Origin of the sequence: Mesorhizobium sp. M0571, from assembly GCF_040320985.1 — a bacterium.
In the GTDB taxonomy this organism is placed as follows: Bacteria; Pseudomonadota; Alphaproteobacteria; order Rhizobiales; family Rhizobiaceae; genus Mesorhizobium.
Genome location: NZ_JAMYQT010000001.1, coordinates 22916 through 44644, shown reverse-complemented (window position 1 = coordinate 44644; position 21729 = coordinate 22916). Strand labels below are relative to the sequence as shown.

Sequence of the window (21729 nt, the reverse complement as noted above, 5' to 3'; positions counted from 1 at the left end):
CGTTACCGTTCTTCGCGCCGAAACGGCTTGAGCAGCGCCGAAGGGGCAACAGCATTGCGCGACATCACCGCCATGGCGACGATGGTGAAGATGAAGGGGAGCATCAGGAACGCCTCATAAGGAATGTGGCCGAGCCCGCTTGCCTGCATGCGCAATTGCAAGGCATCGACGAAGGCGAACAGCAGTGCCGCGCCTGCCGAGCGCCAGGGGTCCCAGCGGCCGAAGACGACGAGCGCGATCGCCACCCAGCCGCGCCCCGAAACGACGCCGAAGGTGAAGGCGTTGAACTGCGCCATCGACAGGAAGGCGCCGGCCAGCCCCATCAAGGCACCGCCGAGGATCACCGCCTGGAAGCGCGTCGCGATCACGCTGACGCCGGCAGAATCGGCGGCGCGCGGATTTTCGCCGACCATGCGCACCGACAGGCCCCAGGGCGTACGGTAGAGTACGAAGGCGGCCAGGGGAATGGCTGAAATCGCCATGTAGACCAGCGAGAACTGGTTGAACACCGCCGGCCCGAGCATCGGTATGTCGGACAGGATCGGGATCGGCAGCGTCTCGAATCCCCTAATGTTCGGCGGCACGGATTGCTGACCGAAGATCAGCCGGTAGAGGAAATAGGCGAGGCCGGAGCTGAACAGCGTCACGCCGATGCCGCAGACATGCTGGCTGAGGCCGAGCGCCACCGTGAACAGCGCATGCACGGCGCCCATCAGCGCCCCGGTCAGCACCGCCGCAAGCACGCCGAGCCACAGGCTGCCGCTGAGGCTCGCCGCGGTGAAGCCGGTCATCGCCGACAGCAGCATGATGCCTTCGATGCCGAGATTGAGCACGCCGGCGCGTTCGGAAAACATCTCGCCCAGCGTCGCAAACGCTAGCGGCGTGGCGATCCGGATGATCGCGGCCAGGAAGCCGACTTGGAAGATCTGTTCCAGCACCACGCTCATTTGGCTGTTCCCACGCGGCGGAGGCGATAGGCGGTGAACAGCAGCGCCACCAGCATGGCAAGCAATGCGGTTCCCTGAATAACATCGCTGAGGAAGGCCGGAACGCCGGTGGCCCTCGACATCGCCTCGGCGCCGGTCATGACGGCGGCAAGGAAGATCGCCGCCGGCACCACGCCGAGCGGATTGAGCCTCGCCAGCATGGCAACGACGATGCCGGAATAGCCATAGCCCGGCGAGATGTCGCTCATCACCTGGAAATGCACGCCGCCGACCTCGCCGACGCCGGCAAGGCCGGCCAAGGCGCCGGACAGCAGGGCCGTCGAAATCAGCACCCGCTCGACATTGATGCCGCCATAGCGCGCCGCCTCGGGATTTTCGCCAGTCACCTTGATCCGGAAGCCGAGCGTGGTGCGCGCGATCAGGAACCAGATCACCGGCGCGGCGACCAGCGCCGCGACGACACCGAGATGCAGCCGCGTGCCTTCGAGCAGCACCGGGAAATTCGCCGTGTCCTCGATCGGCGGCGAGATCGGGTAGCCGCTGAAACTGTCCTTCCAGGGTCCCTCGATCAGCGCCATCAACGCATAGAAAATGACCGAGTTGAGCAGCAGCGAGCTGACCACGTCGTCGACCTTGAATTTTACCCGCAGCGTCGCCGGGATCAGGGCGACGGCAGCTCCGGCGGCAGCGCCCGCCACCGCCATCAGCAACATGGCGAGCGGCCCCGGCATCGGGATCGCACCGACCGCGCAGCTCGCCACCGCACCGGCCAGCAATTGCCCCTCGGCGCCGATGTTCCAGAATTTGGCGCGGAAGGCGACCGCCACGGCAAGGCCGGTGAAGATCATCGGCGCGGCACGCACCAGCGTTTCGGTGATGGCGTAGCTGTCTCCCAAGGACGCCGAAAACATCACGCCATAGGCCTCGATCACGCCGGCGCCAGCCAATGCGATGAGGCCGCTGCACAGCACCAGCGTCGCGCCGATGGCGAGCAGCGGCAGCGCCAGATTGAACCAGGCGGGCGTTGAGGTGCGGGCCTCGAGACGGAACATCAAGCCTCCGCCCCGGTCATCATCAATCCAAGTCTGGCGACGGTGGCATCGGCGCTGTCCAGCGTGCCGACGATGCGCCCCTCATACATCACCGCGACGCGGTCGCAGAGCATCAGCAGTTCTTCGAGATCCTCGCCGATGACGATGATGCCGCAGCCCTTGGCACGCATGTCGAGGAACTTTTCGTGGATGAAGCGCGCGGCGCCGATATCGAGGCCGCGTGTCGGCTGCGAAACGATCAGCACCTTCGGATCGAAGGCGAGTTCGCGCGCCAAAAGCGCCTTCTGCAGATTGCCGCCGGAAAGCGCCCCGGCGCGCGTCATCGGCCCGGGGCAGCGTATGTCATAGGCCTTGATCTGCGCCTCGGTGAAGGCGCGGATCGCATCCGGCTTGAGCAGGCCATTGCGGCTGAATGCGTAGGCGCCGATGCGCGGCAGCACCATCGAATCGGCGAGCGGCAGATTGGTGACCAGCCCGGTCGTCATGCGGTCTTCCGGAATGCGGCCGAGGCCGAGCGCCTGCACCGCGCGCGGCGAGAACCGGGAAACCGCTTTGCCGGCTATGGTCATCTGTCCGGCATCGGGCGCACGCACGCCGGAGATCACCTCGGCAAGCGCGCGCTGGCCATTGCCGGAGACACCGGCAATGCCGAGGATCTCTCCGCCACGCACCGACAGCGACACGTCGCGCAGCGCCATGCCGGAATGGCGTGATGTCGAAATGCCGTCGAGGGTCAGCACTGCGGCACCGGGGGTCGACGGTCCCCTGGCCGGCGGCACGATCTCGTGGCCGCACATCAGCCGCGCCATCTCCGAGGATGTCGTGCTGGCCGGCGCATCGACGCGGCCGGCGACGCGCCCATGCCTGAGCACCACGCAGCGATGCGTCAGCGCCCGCACCTCGTTGAGCTTGTGCGAGATGAAGATGATGCCGAGCCCCTGCGCCGCCATCGAGCGCAACGCCGAAAACAATCCGTCGACCTCGGTCGGCGCCAGCACCGCCGTCGGCTCGTCGAGGATCAGCAGCCTCGCGCCGCGAAACAGCGCCTTGACGATCTCGAGCCGCTGCTGCTCGCCGACCGACAGCGCCGAGACGGAGAGGTCTGGGTCGAGCGTCAGCCCGTGCTGGCGGCCGATCTCGGCGAGCCGCGCCAGCCCGCCGGCGCGGTTGATCCGGCCCGATCTGCCGGGGATGCCGATCAAAAGGTTTTCCAGCACCGAAAGCCGCGGTGCGAGATGAAAGTGCTGGTGCACCATGCCGATGCCGGCGGCAAGCGCGTCGGCCGAGCTGTTGATCGTCACCGGCCGGCCCTGGACCAGGATCTCGCCGGCGTCGGGCGCATAGGCGCCGAACAGCACGTTCATCAGCGTCGTCTTGCCGGCGCCGTTTTCGCCAAGCAGCCCGAGAATCTCGCCCGGCGCGACGCTGAGATCGACGGCTTCGTTCGCCTTCACAGCGCCGAAGCTCTTGGAGATGCCACGCATTTCTATGAGTGGGGTAGGCAAGGGTGCTCCTGGTGAGAGTGGCGCGGATACCCCTCCCCCTCGAGGGGAGGGTGCCGAGCGAAGCGAGGCGGGAGGGGTCACCTCAACTGCCTCGACCTCTGACTGAAAAAAGATGGAGCGCGTCGCCGCGGACCCGACCCGGCCCCGCGGGCCACCCTCCCCTCAAGGGGGAGGGCAAGCACCTAATCCGAAACCGGCGTATTCTCGTCGACATCGACGCGGAAATTGCCGTCGAGGATCTCGGCCTTCTTCTTCTCCACCAGGTCCTTGACCTCGGCCGGCAGCGTCTTGTCGAATTTGTGGTATGGCGCGAGATAGGAGCCTCCCTTGGCCATGCGCGAGAAATCGCCGTAGTCCTGCGCGGTGAAGACGCCGGCCTTGACCAGCTTGATCGCCTGCTCGACCGTCGGATACATGTCCCAGACCGGCCCGGTGATCACCGTGTCGGGGCCGAGGCTCGACTGGTCGGACATGTTGGAGATGGCGAGGATCTTCTTCTCCGCCGCCGCTTCGATGACGCCGAAGCGCTCGGCATAGATCACGTCGACGCCGGCGTCGATCTGGGCGATAGCCGCTTCCTTTGCCTTTGGCGGATCGAAGAACGAGCCGATGAAGGCGACCTTCTTCTTGATATTGGGATTGACCTCCCTGGCGCCGGCAAAGAAGGCGTTGACCAGCCGGTTCACTTCCGGAATGCCCATCGCCGCGACGGCGCCGATCGTGCCTGACTTCGACATCTTTCCGGCGATCATGCCGGAGAGATAGGCCGGCTCGTGGATCCAGTTGTCGAAGACCCCGAAATTCGGCTCGGCCGGCCCGGCGCCGGAGCCGAACAGGAAGGCGGTTTTCGGGAACTGCTTGGCCGTCCTGCGGGATTCGCGCTCGGCGGCGAAGGCATCGCCCAGCACCAGCTCATAGCCGCCTTGCGCATATTCGCGCATGACCCGGCTGAAATCGGCGGTCTGCACCTTCTCCGACCATTTGTACTCGACGCCGAGTTCCTTCTCGGCCTTCTGCAGGGCGACGTGGATCTGGTTGTCCCACGGCTCCTCGATCGGCGTGGCGAAGATCGCCGCCACTTTCAGCTTCTTGGTTTTGGCGAAGGCACGGCCCGGCAGCATCGCTGCCGCCAAGCCGAGCGCGCCCAGTTCCAGCACATTGCGGCGCGAAAGCCCTTCGCGTTTCGACTGGATTTTGCTCTTTTTGTTGTCCATTGCATGCCCCTCTGATTGGCGCCGTGTCGAGCCGGCTCTTTTCTCTGGAATATCAGCGGAGGAACTATGGAACGGTGCCCGGCTTTTGTCCACATGGTCAAATTTGACCGCGCAAGGCGGCTGTAAACGTTCGCGCAATCGCGCCGTTTCAAACGATCGGCGCGACGATGCTTGCCTCACAACCTCTCCAGCGCCACGGCGATGCCCTGGCCGACACCGATGCACATGGTGGCGAGGCCGTAGCGGCCGCCGCGTTCGCGCAGTTCCAGTGCCGCCGTGCCGGTGATGCGCGCGCCGGACATGCCGAGCGGATGGCCTAGCGCGATGGCGCCGCCATTCGGATTGACGTGCTCCGCGTCCTCGGCAATGCCGAGTTGGCGCAGCACGGCAATGCCTTGGGAGGCAAAGGCTTCGTTGAGCTCGATGACGTCGAATTGTTGCGGCGTCAGGCCGAGCCGGGCGCATAGCTTTTGCGTGGCCGGCACAGGGCCGATGCCCATGATGCGCGGCGCCACGCCGGCGGCGGCACCGCCGAGGATGCGGGCGATCGCCGTTAGCCCGTATTTTTTCACGGCTGCTTCCGAGGCGACGATCAGCGCCGCCGCGCCGTCATTGACGCCCGACGCGTTGCCGGCCGTGACCGTACCGCCTTGCCTGAAGGGCGTCGGCAATTTGGCCAGCGCCTCGACCGTCGTGCCCGCGCGGGGATGCTCGTCCTTTGATACGATCACCGGATCGCCCTTGCGCTGCGGAATCGTCACCAGCGTGATCTCCTTCGCCAGCCGGCCATTGGCCTGCGCCGCCACCGCCTTGTCCTGGCTGCGTGCGGCAAACGCATCCTGGTCCGCACGGGAGACGGCGAACTCTTCCGCCACGTTCTCGCCGGTCTCCGGCATCGAATCGACGCCGTATTGCTTCTTCATCAGCGGATTGATGAAGCGCCAGCCGATGGTGGTGTCGTGGATCTCGGCATTGCGCGAAAAGGCGGTCTCGGCCTTCGGCATGACGAAAGGAGCACGGCTCATCGATTCGACGCCGCCGGCAATCATCAGCTCCGCCTCGCCTGCCTTGATCGCGCGAGCAGCAATCATCACCGCATCCATGCCCGAACCGCAGAGACGGTTGACGGTCGAGCCGGAAACCTCCTTGGGCAGGCCGGCGAGCAGCAGCGCCATGCGCGCCACGTTGCGATTGTCCTCGCCGGCCTGGTTGGCGCAGCCATAGACGACGTCATCGATGGCAGCCCAGTCGATGCCGGGATTGCGCTCGACCAGCGCCTTCAGCGGTGTCGCGCCCAGATCGTCGGCACGGACCGCCGACAGCGAACCACCGAAGCGCCCGATCGGCGTGCGGATGTAGTCGCAGATATAGGCCTCGGCCATTATGCAGCCTCTCTCTTGCCCTGACGATTTCCGCTCCCGGCGCGGCCATGTTGGCCGCATTCTCCGGGAGACGAAAGCACATCTCGCCGCCGGCCGTTAGGCCAAAGAGAATTTCAGCTCCCGCCCGCCGGGAGCGGCGGATCAGCCGATGCTTTCGCCGCCGTCGATCACCAGCGCCTGACCGGTCATGAAGGACGAGCGGTCGGAGACCAGGAACAGGATCGCTTCGGCGATTTCCTCCGCGCTGCCCAGCGCTGCATGGGAATCTTGGTGCGGACATAGTTTTCGATCGCTGCCCGCCCGCCCATCTGAGCGATGAACGGTTCGTTGAAGGGCGTGTCGACCCAGCCCGGACAGAGCGCGTTGACGCGCACATTGTGTTTGGCATAGTCGAGCGACATCTGCCGGGTCATCGCAACCACGGCATGTTTTGAGGTAGCGTAGGCGATCATCTCTCGGTCGTAGAACACACCCGAATTCGAGGCGGTGTTCAGGATGACACCGCCGCCCTGTTCCATCATCGACGGCATGACGAGCCTGGCCGCGAGGAATTGCGCCCGCACATTGATCCGCCATGAGGCATCCATGCCGTCGGCGCCGACTTCGGTCAGCGTGCCGCCGATCTGGATTCCGGCATGGTTGTGCAGGATATCGATCCGCCCATGCCGGCCCAGCGTTCCCGCAATGAGGCGCTCGACCGCCGCGTCGTCGCCGACATCGGTAGTGATCGCCTCAGCTCGACCACCCGCGGCACGAATATCTGACGCCGTTGCTTCCCCGGCAGCCTGGTCCCTGTCGGCGATCACCAGAACCGCGCCCTCTCTGGCCATCATCATGGCGCCGGCACGCCCGATCCCTGACCCGGCACCCGTCACCACGGCGATGCGATCTCTCAGAATCATGTTTTTGTCTTTCAGTGTGATGGTTTTCGTTGGCGCAGCTGCCATTGGGCGAGCACCACGAGCAGTACGGAGGCGACGAGCACGATCGTCGCGATGGCATTGATCTCCGGCGTGACCCCGCGCCGGATCGAGGCAAAGACATAGATCGGCAATGTCGTCTGCGCGCCGGCAACAAAGAAAGCGACGATGAAATCATCAAAGGAAAATGTGAAGGCGAGCAGGAAGCCGGCGATTATCGCGGGCATGATCTGCGGCAAGACGATGCTGCGAAAGGTCGTCAGCGGGGTGGCATAGAGATCACTTGAGGCCTCGACCAGATTGCGGTCCAGGCTGCCGAGGCGTGTACCGACGATCATCGCCACCAGCGCCATCGAAAACAGGCCATGCGCGGCAATGATCGACCCGTAGCCGAGCGCCAGGCGCGGCGGCTGATCGCTCGGCCACAATGAAGCGACAAACGGGTTGACCACCGCAAACAGCTGGGGACGAGCGCGACCAGCGTCGAGATGCCGATGACGACGCCAGGAACGACGATCGCAGCCCCGAGCAGCGCATCGAAGATAGCCCGGGTCCGCACGCCGACGCGCGCCAGGCCAAGCGCCGCCGCCGTGCCGCACAGCGCTGCCAGCAAGGCGCTGGTCGTGGCGATGAACAGGCTGTTCTTCAGCGCTTCGACCAGGAACGGGTTCGCCAGTGCCTTGCCGTACCATTGCACCGAGAAGCCGGTGAACTCGCTGGCGTGGTGGCCGGCGTTGAAGGAGAACAGCACCACCAGCGCGATCGGCAGGTAGAGAAAAGCAAAGACCGAAACGACGAAGGCACGCAACAGATCAGATCCACCCGGCGGGCACCCGAAAGCCGGGTCGAAACACGGTTCGCGGCAAGCAGAACCACCACCGAAACCAGAACCAACGTGATGGCGATTGCCGATCCAAACGGCCAGTTGCGTGATTGCAAGAACAGATCGACCAGCGCGTTGCCGATGAAGAACACCTTGCCGCCGCCGAGCAGTGTCGGGATCAGATATTCGCCGAGCAGCAGGATCATGACCAGCGAGAAGCCGGTCATCACACCCGGCAGCGACAGCCGCAGCGTCACGCCTAGGAATGTCGAGATCGGCGTCGCGCCGAGATCGGCGGAGGCCTCCAGCAAGCGGCGGTCGAGCCGCTCGAGGCTGACATAGATCGGCAGGATCATCAGCGGCAGATAGCCATAGACGATGCCGAGCAGAACCGCTCCCGGCGTGTTGATCAGCCGCACATCCTCGATCCCGACATAGGCCAGCAGAGCCGGGATGCCACGCCCGCCAAGAACATACATCCAGGCATAGGTTCGCATCAGCAGGCTGGTCCAGAACGGGATGACGACAAGCGCCAGCAGGATCAGCCGCCAGCGCTCCGGCGCGCGCAAGGCGAGGTAGTAGGCGACCGGATAGGCAACGAGAAGACAGGCCAGTGCGCCCGCCGGCGCCAGCACCATCGTGTTCCAGAAGGCGGTCGCCCGCGCCGGAAGATTGGCATATTGCGCCAAGGTGAAAGCGGCCTGATAGCCACCTTCCGGCGCCCGCTCGCCGACGCTGAAGACGGCGATCGCGACGAACGGCAAGACCAGGAACACCACCAGCCACGCGGTTGCCGGACCGAGCAGCAAGGCGGTCAGGAGATTGTGACGAAAGACATTCCTGCGCATTGAAAACCGCCCCGGTGCCGGCGGACATCTGCCCGCCGGGTGAGTTGCCTGCATCGGACCTGTGGTCCGCACGGTTCAAGCCGACTTGAAGCGTGCCATCAGTTCGGCCCGGCCCGGGTCGGTCAAAGTCGCAGCTGCACCGAATTCGAGCGGCTTCAGCAGATCCGCCGCCGGATAGAGGATCGGATTTTCCAGCACCTCCTTGGGCAGCAGCGCATTGACCCGCGAATCGGTGGAAGGCGCACCGTTGGCCAGGTGCTCCTTGACGGCGACGTTCGGATCCATCAGGTAATTGAGCAGGGCATAGCCGGCGGGCTTGTTGGGCGCATCCTTCGGAATGGCGTAGAAGTCGGTCCAGATCTCGCCGCCCTCCTTGCCAAGCACATAGGCGATCTCGGGAATGTCGCGGTGGAGCTGCGCTCCGTCATTGGTCCAGCACATCGTCATCCAAGCGTCACCGGCACGCATCGACGGCTGATAGTCGCTGGAAACAGCGAACAGATGCGGCTTGACCTTCAGCAGCAATTCCTCCGCCTTGGTGAGTTCGTCCTGCTTCAGCGAGTTGAACGAGAAGCCGAAATATTTCAGCGCGTTGCCGATCGTGGTGAGCTGGTAGTCATGGACCATGGTCCGGCCATCGCCCTCGGCCATGGCCGTGTCCCAGAATTCCTTCCAGCTCGTCATCGGCTTGGTCAGTTTCTTGGTGTTTACGGCAAAGCCGGTGGTGCCCCAATTTTTCGGCACCGCGTAGGTCACGCCATCGATCGTGCCTTCCCCAGTGAAGCGCGGGTCTTCTTTCGAACCGTCGTAATTGGCAAGCTTGGCCATATCGAGCGCCTCGATGATGCCGAGCTTCTTATAGGTGGAGATCGTGTAGTTGGTCGGAACGAAAAGGCTCCAGCCCGAGGCGCCGGCCTGTAGCTTGGCCAGCATCTCCTCGTTTGACCCGAACACATTGACCTCGACGGCGACGCTGCATATTCCGCAGTCGAACCGAGAAATATCCGGTTGCGGACAATACCGTTCAGCCGGCCGCTTCCCGGCGCGCCAAGGCTCAGGGACTCAGGGCGCAGGCTGATCGAAACGGCTTCGCCCTGAGTTAGCGGAGTCCGCTTGCGCGCGGCAATCACTGTGCCGTCGGCAAGCGCCACCTCGACCAGGTTGGCCGAATGCCCGGCGACCTTGCCACTCAAGAGATTGGTCTTGCCGACGAAATCGGCGACGAAGAGGTCGGCGGGTTCGTCATAGATTTCGCTCGGCTGTCCAAGCTGAACGATGCGCCCGCCATTCATGACGCAGACGAAATCGCTCATCGACAGGGCTTCTTCCTGGTCATGCGTGACGAGGACGAAGGTGATGCCGATCTCGCGCTGCAGGTTCTGCAACTCTATCTGCATGTCGGTGCGCAGCTTCTTGTCGAGCGCCGCGAGGGGCTCGTCGAGCAGCAGCACCGCCGGCTTGTTGACCAGCGCGCGCGCCAAGGCGACGCGCTGCTGCTGGCCGCCGGAAAGCTCGTGGATCTTGCGGCGGCCATAGCCGGCAAGCCGCACCATGGCGAGCGCCTCGCCGGCGCGCAGGCTGATCTCCCGCGACGACAGCCGCGGCCGCGCCTGGCGCAGCCCGTAGGCGATGTTGTCCTCGACATCCAGATGCGGAAACAGCGCATATTGCTGGAACACCATGTTGACCGGGCGCCGGTAAGGCGGCGTGCCAGCCATGTCGCGGCCACGGATGAACACCGCACCTTCGCTCGGCTGTTCGAAGCCGCCGATCATGCGCAGGCAGGTTGTCTTGCCGCAGCCGGACGGCCCGAGCAAGGCGACAAAGGCAGACGGCGGGATGGCAAGATCGATGCCGCTGATCGCGGTCACGCTGCCGTAGCGTTTAGCGACCCCGCGAAACTCGATGTCGGGCACTGCGGTCAAAGCTGCGGCTCCAGCAACAAGACGATCTCGGAACGCTATCAGAGCCAATGACGGCTAGTATATACCTCGCGGGTGGTATATTTCGTCTATTTTCTCGTCTGGAGGGGTACAAATTGGGCGTATCGCGCAGCGACGAATACAGCCAGCTCGCGACGCTCATCGCGGCGACCCGGGAGACGAGCGGTGAGCTTTTCGGCAGGGCCCTGGTCGCTTGGCTCCGGCAGCATGTCAGCTTCGATCACTGCGTGATCTTCGGCTATCGCGGCGCATCCCGCCCGCCGTTGCTGTTCGAGACATTCTCGCCGGCCGAAAGCCACGTCTTCGTCGCGCTCTATCAGGAAGGGCCTTATCTGCTCGACCCGTTCCACCACGCGGCGGTTGAGCGCAAGGAAGGTTTCTGGCGCATGCGCGAACTGGCGCCGGACCGCTTCTATGCCAGCGAATATTATCGCTCCTACTATAGCCAGACCAAGTTGGCCGAGGAGGTCGGCTTCTTCGTGCCGCTGCCAGGCAAGGACGCGCTGGTCGTCTCGTTGATGCGATTGCGCGCTTCAGGCCCGTTCGGAACCGCCGATGCCAGGCTGCTGCGCGACATGGCGCCGGCGGTGATCGGCTTCGCCAGGCTGCGCTGGCCGGCCCTTCCGGCCGACAAACCGGCAGAGACGAAGCAGGACGAAGCGATTGCTCCAGTCAACGAGTTCGAGCGTGCTCATATCTGGAAGAGCCTTTCGCTCACGCCGCGCGAACAGCATGTCGTCGATCTGGTGCTTCAGGGGCATTCCACGGAATCGATAGCCAGGGCGATGCGCATCGTGCCGGGAACCGTAAAGGTTCATCGCCGCAATATTTACCGCAAGCTCAAGATCAAGTCGCAGGCCGGTCTGTTCGCGCGTTTCGTCGAGATCATGGACGCGCGGATTCGGTAGTCCACGATTTGGCCTCGCTCGAGCAGCCTAGCTGGCAACGGCGTCCCAGGAACCGGTTTCGGCCATCCGCCTGAGCCGGGATGCCACCCGAAAAATGTCCTTGCCGGTCTGCCCGTGCCAATGGTCCAGCCGCCGGGTGATCTTGTCCACGCCTTCGAGGCCGGCCCAGAACATCGGCCCGCCCTTGCCCACCGGGAAGCCATAGCCGTTGACCCAGACGACATCGATGTCGGAGGCGCGGGCAGCAATCCCCTCTTCGAGAATTTTGGCGCCCTCATTGATCATCGGATAGAGCGTGCGTTCGATGACCTCGTCGGTGCCGATCGCGCGCAGCGCGACGCCCTTTTCGGCGGCCTTGTCGCGGATCAGTGCCTCGACCTCGGGATTGGGCAGCGCCGCACGCGAACCGTTCTCATAGCGATAGAAGCCGCTGCCGGTCTTCTGGCCGAAATGCCCCTGTTCGCAAAGCGCATCGGCGATCACGGCCGTCTGGCGGCGCGCCTTGCGGTTGCGCCAGCCTATGTCGAGGCCGGCGAGATCGCCCATCCGAAACGGCCCCATCGGCCAGCCGAAATCGGTGAACGCCTGATCGACCTGACGCGGCGTTGCGCCTTCGAGCAGAAGCGTCTCTAGTTCCGAACCCCGCGCGGCCAGCATGCGGTTGCCAACAAAGCCGTGGCAGACGCCGACGACGACCGGCACCTTGCCGATCCGGCGTGCCAGATCGACGATGGTCGCCAGCACATCGGGCGAGGTTTTGTCGGCCCGGACGATCTCCAGAAGCTTCATGACGTTAGCCGGCGAAAAGAAATGCATGCCGAGGAAATCTTGCGGACGCGATGCCGAAGCGGCGATCTCGTTGACGTCGAGATAGGAGGTGTTGGTGGCAAGGATCGCGCCTGACTTGGCCACTGCGTCGAGCCTGCCGAATACTTCCTTCTTGACCGCCATCTCCTCGAACACGGCCTCGACGATCAGATCGCAATCGGCGAGGTCGGCATAGTCGGTGCTGCCCCTGAACAAGTCCAGCCGCTCACGCCTGGCGTCTTCGCTCAGCGATCCGCGGGTAACGGAAACGCCATAATTCTTGTCGATCGTCGCCAGCCCGCGTTGCAGCGCTTCCTGCGTTGTCTCCAGCAGGGTCACGGGAAAGCCGCCATTGGCGAACGCCATGGCGATGCCGCCGCCCATCGTGCCGGCGCCGATGACACCGACCCGGGCGATCTTGCGCTTGCCGAAATCCTTGCCCGGGATCTTTGCCGCCTCACGTTCGGCAAAGAACAAATGTCGCTGGGCGCGCGACTGGTCGCCTCCGACCAGCGTCACGAACAGCGCACGTTCCGCCGCCAGCGCTTCGTCGAAGGGCAGCATGAGAGCGTTGCGGACCGACTGCGCGCCGGCGATCGGCGCTTCGAGGCCTCGCGCTTTGGCGGCAAGCGCTGCCATCTCCTTGTCGAAAGCCGGCAAGTCGGCCCGGTCGAGGCGATCATTGCGGTCGCGCACCGGTGTGAACGGACCGCCTTTCGCGGCCGTTTCGCTGGCGAAACTCACCGCTTGCGCCGTCAGGTCGCCATCGAAGACCGCATCGACCAGACCGGCGGCGAGCGCCTCGGCCGCACCGATCGGCGTTCCCGAAGCGATCATGCTGAGTGCCTTCAGCGGACCAACCAAGCGCGGCAGGCGAACCGTGCCGCTGCCGCCCGGCAGCAGGCCGAGCTTGACTTCCGGCAGGCCGAGCCTTGCCGTTCGGTCGGCAATACGGAAATGGCAGCCGAGCGCCAGTTCCAGGCCGCCGCCGAGCGCAGTGCCATGAATGGCGGCGATCGTCGGCTTGGCGATAGTTTCCAGCACGGCGACAATGGCGCGCAGATCCGGCTGCTGCGCCGGTTTGCCGAACTCGGTGATCTCGGCGCCGGCGACGAAGGTGCGCCCTGCGCATGCTATCACGATTGCGGCGACATCAGGCTCGTCGCGCAGCGAGACAAGCGCCTGCATCAGCGGCTCGCGCACATGGAAGCTCAACGCGTTCACCGGCGGATTGTCGATGGTCACCAGCGCGACGCCGTTGTTGTTGCCGATGCTGACGAAACTGGACAAGCGGAATCCTCCAAGGAGCCGATGGTTGGATCGTGGATGGGTTTACTAGGCCGCGCCGCGAATGGAAACCCGATCCACCTCTCGAACAGTTCTTGCTCGCGGGTTGCGGCTGATGCTTAGTCGGCATCTGGAGGCGGATAAAGATTGACGCCGCCACTTAGGGTGTAGAGAGTCTTGATGAGAAGACAAACTGGACGTTCGAACGTCGGCAGACGTTAAGCAGGATGACGCAAGAGATATGGGACAAGCCCACTATCGTTCTGATGGACGACGCCAAAAACGGCGACAATGACCACACGTTGAGCTATAGGGCCGGGCGGGAGCTTCTAGAAAGATGGAGGCGAGGAGTTGATCTGGAATTTCTAATCGATCTTATGCAGTCCGAGAAATCCAGCGATCGGCTCCGTGCGGCCTATTATCTCGGCGAGGTGGGCGAAGCGGTTGAAGGCCTGAGGGTTCCAGCGACGGAGCTTGCGAGCGACCCGCTTTCCGATTGCCAACGTGCCTTCGTGAATTACATGGCAACTTCCGGCTACTTCGATGAGCCGATTGCCAAGGGCTTGGCGAACTGCCTGCTGGACCTCGATCTTTATGTGAGAACGGCAGCGATCAAATGGGCGGTCTCCACGACCGTCGAAAGACTGGAAGAGTTCTCTCGACTGGTTTCCTCTGGAACTGGCCGATTTGAATTGAAATTCCGCAATCCGCTCAGCAACAGTTTTTGGGGAAAAGCCCTTCGAGAACGCGGGATACGTGGCGTCGAAATCATTCGGCGCCTGCGTGCTGGCGAAGAAGTCCAGCGCATCAGAATGGAAGTGCCGGGGGAAGACAGTTTCGTTCTCGACAACCTTCTTTTCTGGGAAACCTCTCGAGAACGCTATTTGGGGTGGCAGAAGATCAAATCGAGAGATTGATTACGGCACTTGAAAGCCATAGGCCGGCATCACCCGGATATCAACGCAGTGCCTTCTGCCCGCCCGCCGCGGTGATGACGCCGACGATGATCAGCCCCGTCAGCACCAGGCGGACACCGACGCTGACGCCGAACGTGTTGAGCATGGTCAGGAGCAGCACCAGGAACAGTGCCGCGCCCCAGACGCCGGGCACATTGGCCTTGCCGCCCGCCACCGACGTGCCGCCTATGACGACGACCGCGATCGAGGCCAGCAGATACTCATTGCCGATATCGACATTGGCGCCGCGGAAATAGCCGGCGAGCAGCGCACCGTCGAGGCCGCCGAGCGCGCCCGACAGCGTGTAGGTGAGGAAGCGGATGCGGCCGACATTGACGCCGGCCAGCCAGGCAGCGCGGATGTTCTGGCCGATCGCCAGCACCGAGCGTCCGTAGATCATACGCTGCAAAACGATGCCGGCGCCGATGGTGAACAGCACGGTGAGGATCGCCAGCACCGGGATGCCGAAGATCTGCCAGTTGGTGAAATCGGCAAAGCCCGGCGGCGGCTTGATCTGCAGGCCCCGCCCATAGCTGATATCGACCGACTGGATGACGAAGCTGGCCGACAGCGTCGCGATGATCGGTGGAATGCGCAGCGCCCATATCAGAAGGTAGTTGACGGCGCCGATCGCCATGCCGCAGGCAAGCGCTGCCAGCAGGCCGACCGCGATCATCGCATCATTGCCGTCCATGACCTTCATGGCGACGGCGCTGGCAAGGCCGATATTGGCCGGCAGCGACAGGTCGACATTGCCCGGCCCGAGCGTGATGACGAACATCTGCCCAACGCCGACGATGACCGTGAAGACGGCGAGCGACAGCGCCGCCGTGATCATCCCGCCGCCGCCATAGCCGCCGGTGAAGGCGATGGTCGCCAGCCACACCAGCAGCGCCCCGAAGAACGACCAGATCCAAGGTCTGGCGAGCAGTGTCCGCAGCGATGCCATGCTCACCTCTCCCTGCGGCTGATCAGCACCCGCGCCGCCAGCACGATGATCAGGATGGCGCCATTGGCGGCGACCTGCCAGTCGGGCGGAATGTGCATGAACGTCAAGAGGGGCGATGCCGCCAGCGCCAGCGTCAGCGCGCCGATGACGGCGCCGATCGGCGACACCCGGCCGCCGACGAACTCGCCGCCGCCGAGGATGACGCCGGCGATCGAAAGCAGCGTGTAGCCATTGCCGATATTGGCATCGGCCGAGGTGGTGATGCCGATCAGCGCCATGCCGGACAAAACGCCGAACAGGCCGGTCAGCGCAAACAGCGCGATCTTGGTGCGCAGCAGCGACCAGCCGGCGCGCTTGAGTGCGGCTGAATTGCCGCCCGATCCACGCAGGATGACGCCGTAGGAGGTGCGCATCAGGCCAAAGTGGACGACGGCTGCGATCAGCAATGCCGCCATGATCGGGAACGGAATGAAGGGTGGCTTGAAGGCCATCAGCGCCAGCAGCCAGTCCGGCGCCTTGCCGCCGGGCTTGGGCAGGATGAGGATGGCCATGCCCTGCCAGACAAAACTCATGCCGAGCGTCACCACGATAGAGGGCAGGTTGCGCAGATGGATCAGCGCGCCGAGCAGCGCGTAGACGCCGATCGACCCGAGCAGGATCACGACGCCGAGCAGCGGCGCGTCCTTCAGCCATGTCGCCGTCACGCAGCCGACGAAGCCGACAAAGGTGCCGATCGACAGATCGAGCTCGTTGCCGGCGATGACGAACATCTGCGCGATCGTCGCCAGAGCGATCGGGATCGCCAGATTGAGCATCAGGCTGAAACCGAAATAGCTGATGGCGCGCGGGTTGAGCCAGGCGATGGCGATGAGCACCAGCGCCAGCGACAGTGCCGGCAGCAGGCTGCGCAGCATGCGCGCCCGCCTGGTGGCGCGAGCCGAAGATTTTAGCCCATTCTCGACGGATACCGCTGTCATCTCAGGCCGCATCGCCGAACGACGACTGGATGATCTTTTCCTCCGTCAGTTCGTCGCGACGAAGGTTGGCGACGATCCGGCCGTTCTTGAACACATAGATGTGGTCGCAATTGTCGAGCTCTTCGGTTTCGGTGGTGTACCAGAGGAAAGTGCGGCCATGGCGAGCCTCCTCGCGCACCAGGTCGTAGACTTCGAGCTTGGTGCCGATGTCGACGCCGCGCATCGGATCGTCCATCAGCACGATCTTGGCGTCGGAGCCGAGCGCCCGCGCGAACAGCGCCTTCTGCTGGTTGCCGCCGGACAGCGAGAAGATGTTGTTGTTCATGTCGGGCGTACGGATGCCGATTTTCCGCTGCCACAACTCGGCGAGCTCGGCTTCGCGCTGCGGCGAGATCAAGAGGCCGTTGCGCAATCGCGCCAGCGAACGGATGCCAATGTTCTCGGCAATCGACCATTGCGGAAAAATCCCGTCCGACTGGCGGTCGCCGGCAACCAGCGCCACCGGCGCGGTGACCTCGATGCCGGTCTTGGCACGGGAAGCCGCAGCAAAGATAGCCAGCAAAAGATCGGTCTGCCCATGCCCGGCAAGTCCGGCAAGGCCGATGATCTCACCGGCACGGGCGACGAGCTCGTTGCCGTCCTGCTGTCGCGCCGGGCGCGCCCGGACCCGCAGCGGACCGGGCTCCGGCTTGCCGCTCGCAATCTCTGCGGCGGTCTTCTCGCGCGCCTCCGCTCCGCCCATCGCCGTCACCAGCCTGTCGCGGTCGAAGGCGTCGGCCTGCCCGGCGGCGACCACCTTGCCGTCGCGCATCACCACGATCCGGTCGGCATTTCCGAGCACTTCGCCCAACACATGCGAGATCAGGATGCAGCTCTTGCCGGCGGCGATGAAGCGGCGCACGAACGCCAGCAGCTGGCCGGCGGTATGCGCGTCGAGCGAGGATGTCGGCTCGTCGAGGATAACCAGCTCAAGCGGCTCCTGCGTGACCGTGAAGGCGCGCGCCACCTCCACCATCTGCCGGCTGGTGATGGAAAGATCACCGACGATGTCGGATGCCGAGATGCTGTGGCCGGGGAAGATCTCGTCGAGCTTGGCAGCGATCAGATCGGCCGCCTTGCGCCGCCAGCCGAAGCCATGCAGCGACGCGTGGTTGATCCGCGTGTTCTCGGCGACGCTGAGGTTCGGGCAGAGCGACAGCTCCTGGAACACACAGCGTATGCCGAGCTGCTGCGCGCGCGACACGGAATAACTTGCCTCGACGCCGCCGCGGACCGCGATCTGCCCGCCATCGGGGGTGAGCGTGCCCGCTACCATATGCATGAGCGTCGATTTTCCGGCACCATTATGGCCGACGAGACCGACGCATTCTCCCGCCCGAACGCTGAAATCGACACCGGCGAGCGCCCGGACGGCGCCGAAATGTTTCTCGGCTCCGCCCAGTCTGATGATGTCCATATTGGCGGCGCCGAAATGTTTTTCGGCGCCGTCCAGCCTGATGATGTCTGCATTGGCCTCGGGCATCCCTCAACGATATCCGGTTGGCCGTGCCGGCGACAATCGTGCCATGCTCACTTGATGTTGGCCTTGATCGCCGCGATGGCGTCTTCCTGCGTGTATTCGTGGCTGGCGACGCCACCCTTGGGGATTTTCGGCAGCGCGGCCTCGAAATCGTCCTGGGTGAAGGCAAGGTACGGCACCAGCAGGTCGTGCGGGATGTCGGTGCGGCCGTCGAGCACCTGCTGCGCCACCCAGAAGGCCAGCGACGATACGCCCGGCGCAATCGAAGCCGACCAGGTCTGATAGCCGTCCTTTTCCTTCTGCTCCTTCCACCACTGCAATTCATCCTGGCGATTGCCCATGATGATGGTCGGACGCGGCTTGCCGGCGGCGGCGAAGGCCTGCGCCGCGCCATAGCCGTCACCGCCCTGGTCGACGACGCCGATCACATCCGGCAGCGACGGCAAGATCGTTGCGACGGCCTTCTGTGCCGTTGTCTGGTCCCAGTCGCCGGTCACCGAGCCGACGATCTTGAACTCGGGATGGGCAGCGACGCCTTCAAGAATACCGGCATGGATGGCGTCGTCGATCGAGGTGCCGGCCAAGCCGCGGATTTCCAGGAGATTGCCGCCCTTGGGCTGGAACTTGGCCATCTGCTCGACTTCCTGCTTGCCCATGTCCTTGAAGTCAACGACGACGCGGTAGGCGCAGGGTTCGGTGACGATGCCGTCGAAGGACACGACGACGATGCCGGCGTCGCAGGCCTGCTTGATGGCGCCGTTGAGGGCATCCGGCGACGCCGCGTTGATGACGATCGCATCATAGCCCTGCAGGATCAGGTTCTGCACTTGGGCTGCCTGGGTCGGCACTTCCTTGTCGGCCGTCGTGAAGACGTCGGCGGCGCCGACCACCTTGTCGGCGACTGCCTTCTTGGTGACGATGGCGTAGCTGTCGAGCATCGCCTGCCGCCACGAATTGCCGGCATAATTGTTGGAGAAGGCGATCTTCTTGCCGCTGGTATCGGCAAGCGCGGTGCCCGAGGCGAGCATCGCCGCAAGGGCACTCAAGACGAGTAGCTTCTTCATGTCATAGTCCTCCCATAGGTTAGTCGTCGTTGTCGGCTGCTGACGGCAGCCCTCGTTGCAATTTTGTCAGACAATTTTAGATGCGGACACTTGTCAACAGTGATCGGTGACGGTTTGACGATCAACTTGCGGTGCAATCATTGAAACGGGTTCGGCTCCTGGTCTAGGGATGGCACTGGAGACCGATTGAATGGCTGCGAACCTTGCCCCGGGCGCACCCGGCATTCCGGCGCGCTGGACGTCAAGCGCCAAGAGCGGCGTCGGCACCGCGCTTTCGCCGGCATGCCCGATCTGGTTCACCATCAGCCACGGTATCCTCAACGAGATCTACTATCCGCGCCTCGACAGCGCCTGCACCCGCGATCTGGGGCTGATCGTCACCGGACCCGACGGCTATTTCTCCGAAGAAAAGCGCGACGCCGAGCACAGCATCGAACCGCTCGAGGACGGGGCGCCTGCTTACCGGTTGATCAACACCGCGGCCGATGGAACCTACCGGATCGAAAAGCGCATCCTGACCGATCCGGAACGTCCCGCCTTGCTGCAGGAGATCACGTTCACGTCGCTCAAAGGCGCGGCCGCCGACTACGGCGTCTACGCGCTGCTGGCGCCGCACCTCGTCAACGCCGGGATGGGCAATACCGCCTGGATCGATGACCATGACCGGAATCCTGTCCTGTTTGCATCGGGACGCGGCGTCTGCCTGGCGCTGGCCTCGTCGCTGCCGTGGAAAGCATGCTCGGCCGGTTATGTCGGCGCCTCCGATGGCTGGCAGCAGCTTCGTCAGCACGGCCAGCTCGATCCGGCCTGCCGCAGGGCCGAGGACGGCAATGTCGCGCTGACCGGCGAGATTGGTTTTTCGAACGCGAACCCCAGGGCCTTGCTGGCACTCGGTTTTGGAACGACGCCGCAAGAGGCGGCGGAAACTGCTTTCGCCAGCCTGAAGCAAGGTTTTGAGCCCGCGGCCAGATCCTACGCCGAGAAATGGCGCAAATGGCAGGCCGGATTGCTGCCGCTGGACCGGCACGCGGCATCCGGCCTCAACAGCTACCGCCTCAGCACGGCGGTTCTGGCGACACACCGGTCGTCCGCCGGAGCAGCCGTCGCCAGCCTGTCGATCCCGTGGGGCTTCAGCAAGGGCGACGACGATCTCGGCGGCTATCACCTGGTCTGGCCGCGCGATCTGGTCGAAACCGCCGGCGGGTTCCTCGCCGCCGGCGACCCGGCCGAAGCCTTGCGCATCCTTGTCTATCTGCGCTCGATCCAGCAGCCGGACGGCCATTGGCCGCAGAACGCCTGGCTCGACGGGTCGGCCTATTGGCCGGGCATCCAGATGGACGAATGCGCCTTCCCGCTGCTGCTCGCCGACGCGCTGCGCCGCGCCGGGCATTTGCCGCCTGCGGTACTCTCTTCGTTCATGCCGATGATCGAGCGCGCGGCCGCCTATGTCGTGCGCAACGGCCCCGTCACCGGCGAGGACCGCTGGGAGGAAGACGCCGGCTACAGCCCGTTCACGCTTGCCGTCGAGATCGCCGCGTTGCTTGCGGCTGCGGACATGTTCGATGCCGCCGGTAAAACAGAGCCGGCAAACTATCTGCGCGAAACCGCCGATATCTGGAACGATCAGATCGAGCGCTGGACCTACGTCGCCGGCAGCTCGTCATGCGACGAAGCCGGCGTCGAAGGCTACTATGTCCGCATCGCGCCGCCGGACACGGCCGGCGCGGCATCGCCGAACGGCGGCTTTGTGCCGATCAAGAACCGGCCGCCCGGCGACACGGACCGGCCGGCCGAAGCGATTGTCAGCCCGGATGCGCTGGCGCTGGTCCGCTTTGGCCTGCGGGCGGCCGACGATCCGCGCATCCTCGACACGCTCAAGGTCATCGACGCGCAATTGCGCTGCGAGCTGCCGCAGGGGCCGCTCTGGTACCGCTACAACGGCGACGGCTACGGCGAGCATGCCGACGGCGCACCTTTCGACGGCAGCGGCCAGGGTCGGCCCTGGCCGCTGCTGGTCGGCGAGCGCGCCCATTACGAGCTGGCGGCAGGGCGCACGGACAAAGCGGCAAGCCTGCTCGGGACGTTCGAGAACTCTGCCGGGCCGGGCGGCCTGCTGCCGGAGCAGATCTGGGATGGTCTCGACATGCCGGAGCGCGAATTGCGGCATGGCGGCCCCTCCGGCAGTGCCAAGCCGCTGGTCTGGGCGCATTCCGAGCACATCAAGCTGCTGCGTTCGCTGCGCGACGGCACCGTGTTCGACATGCCGCCGCAAGGCGTCAAGCGCTACATCGAGGGCAGGACGGTGTCGCGCCTCAGGGCATGGCGTTTCAACCACAAGATCCGTACCATCCCCGCCGGCAAGGAGCTGCGCATCGAACTTCTGGCCCGGGCGGTGATCCATTGGAGCAGCGACAATTGGGCAACCGCCCATGACAGCGAGACCGCCGCGAACGTTTTCGGCATCCATCTCGCGGAGTTGCCGGTTGCCGAACTCGCGCCGGGCAATAGCATTGTCTTCACATTCTTCTGGTCCGATGCCGGCCGTTGGGAGAATGCTGACTTTTCTGTCGGCATCGGCGATGCCGGACAGCCACTAGATCATCGATCCCTCAAGTAAGGCAGGATGTG

13 protein-coding genes and 5 pseudogenes are annotated in these 21729 nt (G+C 64.3%); 3 read left to right on the top strand and 15 right to left on the bottom strand.

Translation table 11 applies throughout. The annotated features are described in order from the left end of the window. Window positions 1-2: 2 nt before the first annotated feature. The 10 genes and pseudogenes from NKI85_RS00230 to NKI85_RS00185 all read right to left on the bottom strand — a co-directional run. Complete coding sequence (locus tag NKI85_RS00230) at window positions 3-947, bottom strand: ABC transporter permease (protein WP_352775063.1); 945 nt, start codon at window positions 945-947, stop codon at window positions 3-5. Next, complete coding sequence (locus NKI85_RS00225) at window positions 944-1999, bottom strand: ABC transporter permease (protein WP_352523026.1); 1056 nt, start codon at window positions 1997-1999, stop codon at window positions 944-946. Before NKI85_RS00225 ends, NKI85_RS00230 begins: the two co-directional genes overlap by 4 nt. Further along, window positions 1999-3504: an ABC transporter ATP-binding protein gene (locus tag NKI85_RS00220; protein WP_352775060.1), complete on the bottom strand. Its 1506-nt coding sequence runs from the start codon at window positions 3502-3504 to the stop codon at window positions 1999-2001. Before NKI85_RS00220 ends, NKI85_RS00225 begins: the two co-directional genes overlap by 1 nt. 182 nt (window positions 3505-3686) lie before the next feature. Further along, window positions 3687-4718 carry a BMP family protein gene (locus tag NKI85_RS00215; RefSeq protein WP_352523028.1) on the bottom strand — a complete coding sequence of 344 codons (1032 nt, stop codon included), beginning with the start codon at window positions 4716-4718 and terminating at the stop codon, window positions 3687-3689. A 176-nt stretch (window positions 4719-4894) separates the two neighbouring features. After that, window positions 4895-6100 carry a 3-oxoadipyl-CoA thiolase gene (pcaF, locus tag NKI85_RS00210; protein WP_352775057.1) on the bottom strand — a complete coding sequence of 402 codons (1206 nt, stop codon included), beginning with the start codon at window positions 6098-6100 and terminating at the stop codon, window positions 4895-4897. Between the two features lie 141 nt (window positions 6101-6241). Continuing rightward, window positions 6242-7002: pseudogene (locus tag NKI85_RS00205) on the bottom strand (SDR family NAD(P)-dependent oxidoreductase). Between the two features lie 11 nt (window positions 7003-7013). Beyond that, a pseudogene (locus NKI85_RS00200) lies at window positions 7014-7828 on the bottom strand (ABC transporter permease). Between the two features lie 2 nt (window positions 7829-7830). Beyond that, window positions 7831-8691, bottom strand: a pseudogene (locus NKI85_RS00195) (ABC transporter permease); the annotation flags it as partial. 75 nt (window positions 8692-8766) lie between these two features. Further along, window positions 8767-9663 (bottom strand): annotated as a pseudogene (locus NKI85_RS00190) (ABC transporter substrate-binding protein); the annotation flags it as partial. A gap of 2 nt (window positions 9664-9665) precedes the next feature. Next, window positions 9666-10616, bottom strand: a pseudogene (locus tag NKI85_RS00185) (ABC transporter ATP-binding protein); the annotation flags it as partial. Window positions 10617-10729: 113 nt separating this feature from the next. Here NKI85_RS00185 and NKI85_RS00180 point away from each other — a divergent pair. Further along, window positions 10730-11542: a response regulator transcription factor gene (locus NKI85_RS00180; RefSeq protein ID WP_352775055.1), complete on the top strand. Its 813-nt coding sequence runs from the start codon at window positions 10730-10732 to the stop codon at window positions 11540-11542. A 27-nt stretch (window positions 11543-11569) separates the two neighbouring features. Here NKI85_RS00180 and NKI85_RS00175 read toward each other — a convergent pair whose 3' ends face one another. Next, window positions 11570-13639, bottom strand: a complete 2070-nt coding sequence (locus tag NKI85_RS00175) for a 3-hydroxyacyl-CoA dehydrogenase NAD-binding domain-containing protein (protein WP_352775053.1) — start codon at window positions 13637-13639, stop codon at window positions 11570-11572. Window positions 13640-13863: 224 nt separating this feature from the next. On the opposite strand from NKI85_RS00175, the gene NKI85_RS00170 reads away from it, so the two are divergent. Beyond that, entirely contained in the window at window positions 13864-14553 is a 690-nt protein-coding gene (locus tag NKI85_RS00170; RefSeq protein ID WP_352775051.1) for a hypothetical protein, read from the top strand. A gap of 40 nt (window positions 14554-14593) precedes the next feature. Here the strand turns inward: NKI85_RS00170 and NKI85_RS00165 are convergent, their stop codons facing one another. The 4 genes from NKI85_RS00165 to NKI85_RS00150 are packed head-to-tail and all read right to left on the bottom strand — an operon-like array spanning window position 14594 to window position 19101. Beyond that, window positions 14594-15541, bottom strand: a complete 948-nt coding sequence (locus tag NKI85_RS00165; protein WP_352775049.1) for an ABC transporter permease — start codon at window positions 15539-15541, stop codon at window positions 14594-14596. Between the two features lie 2 nt (window positions 15542-15543). Beyond that, window positions 15544-16518 (bottom strand): ABC transporter permease, encoded by a 975-nt coding sequence (locus NKI85_RS00160; RefSeq protein ID WP_352775046.1) that lies wholly within the window; start codon window positions 16516-16518, stop codon window positions 15544-15546. Between the two features lies 1 nt (window position 16519). Continuing rightward, window positions 16520-18040: a sugar ABC transporter ATP-binding protein gene (locus tag NKI85_RS00155; protein ID WP_352775043.1), complete on the bottom strand. Its 1521-nt coding sequence runs from the start codon at window positions 18038-18040 to the stop codon at window positions 16520-16522. A gap of 47 nt (window positions 18041-18087) precedes the next feature. After that, window positions 18088-19101: an ABC transporter substrate-binding protein gene (locus tag NKI85_RS00150; protein ID WP_352775040.1), complete on the bottom strand. Its 1014-nt coding sequence runs from the start codon at window positions 19099-19101 to the stop codon at window positions 18088-18090. 190 nt (window positions 19102-19291) lie between these two features. Between NKI85_RS00150 and NKI85_RS00145 the strand changes: the two genes are divergently transcribed. Beyond that, a complete protein-coding gene (locus NKI85_RS00145) occupies window positions 19292-21718 on the top strand; it encodes a glucan 1,4-alpha-glucosidase (protein ID WP_352775037.1) in 2427 nt (808 codons plus the stop codon). The last annotated feature ends 11 nt before the right edge of the window (window positions 21719-21729 follow it).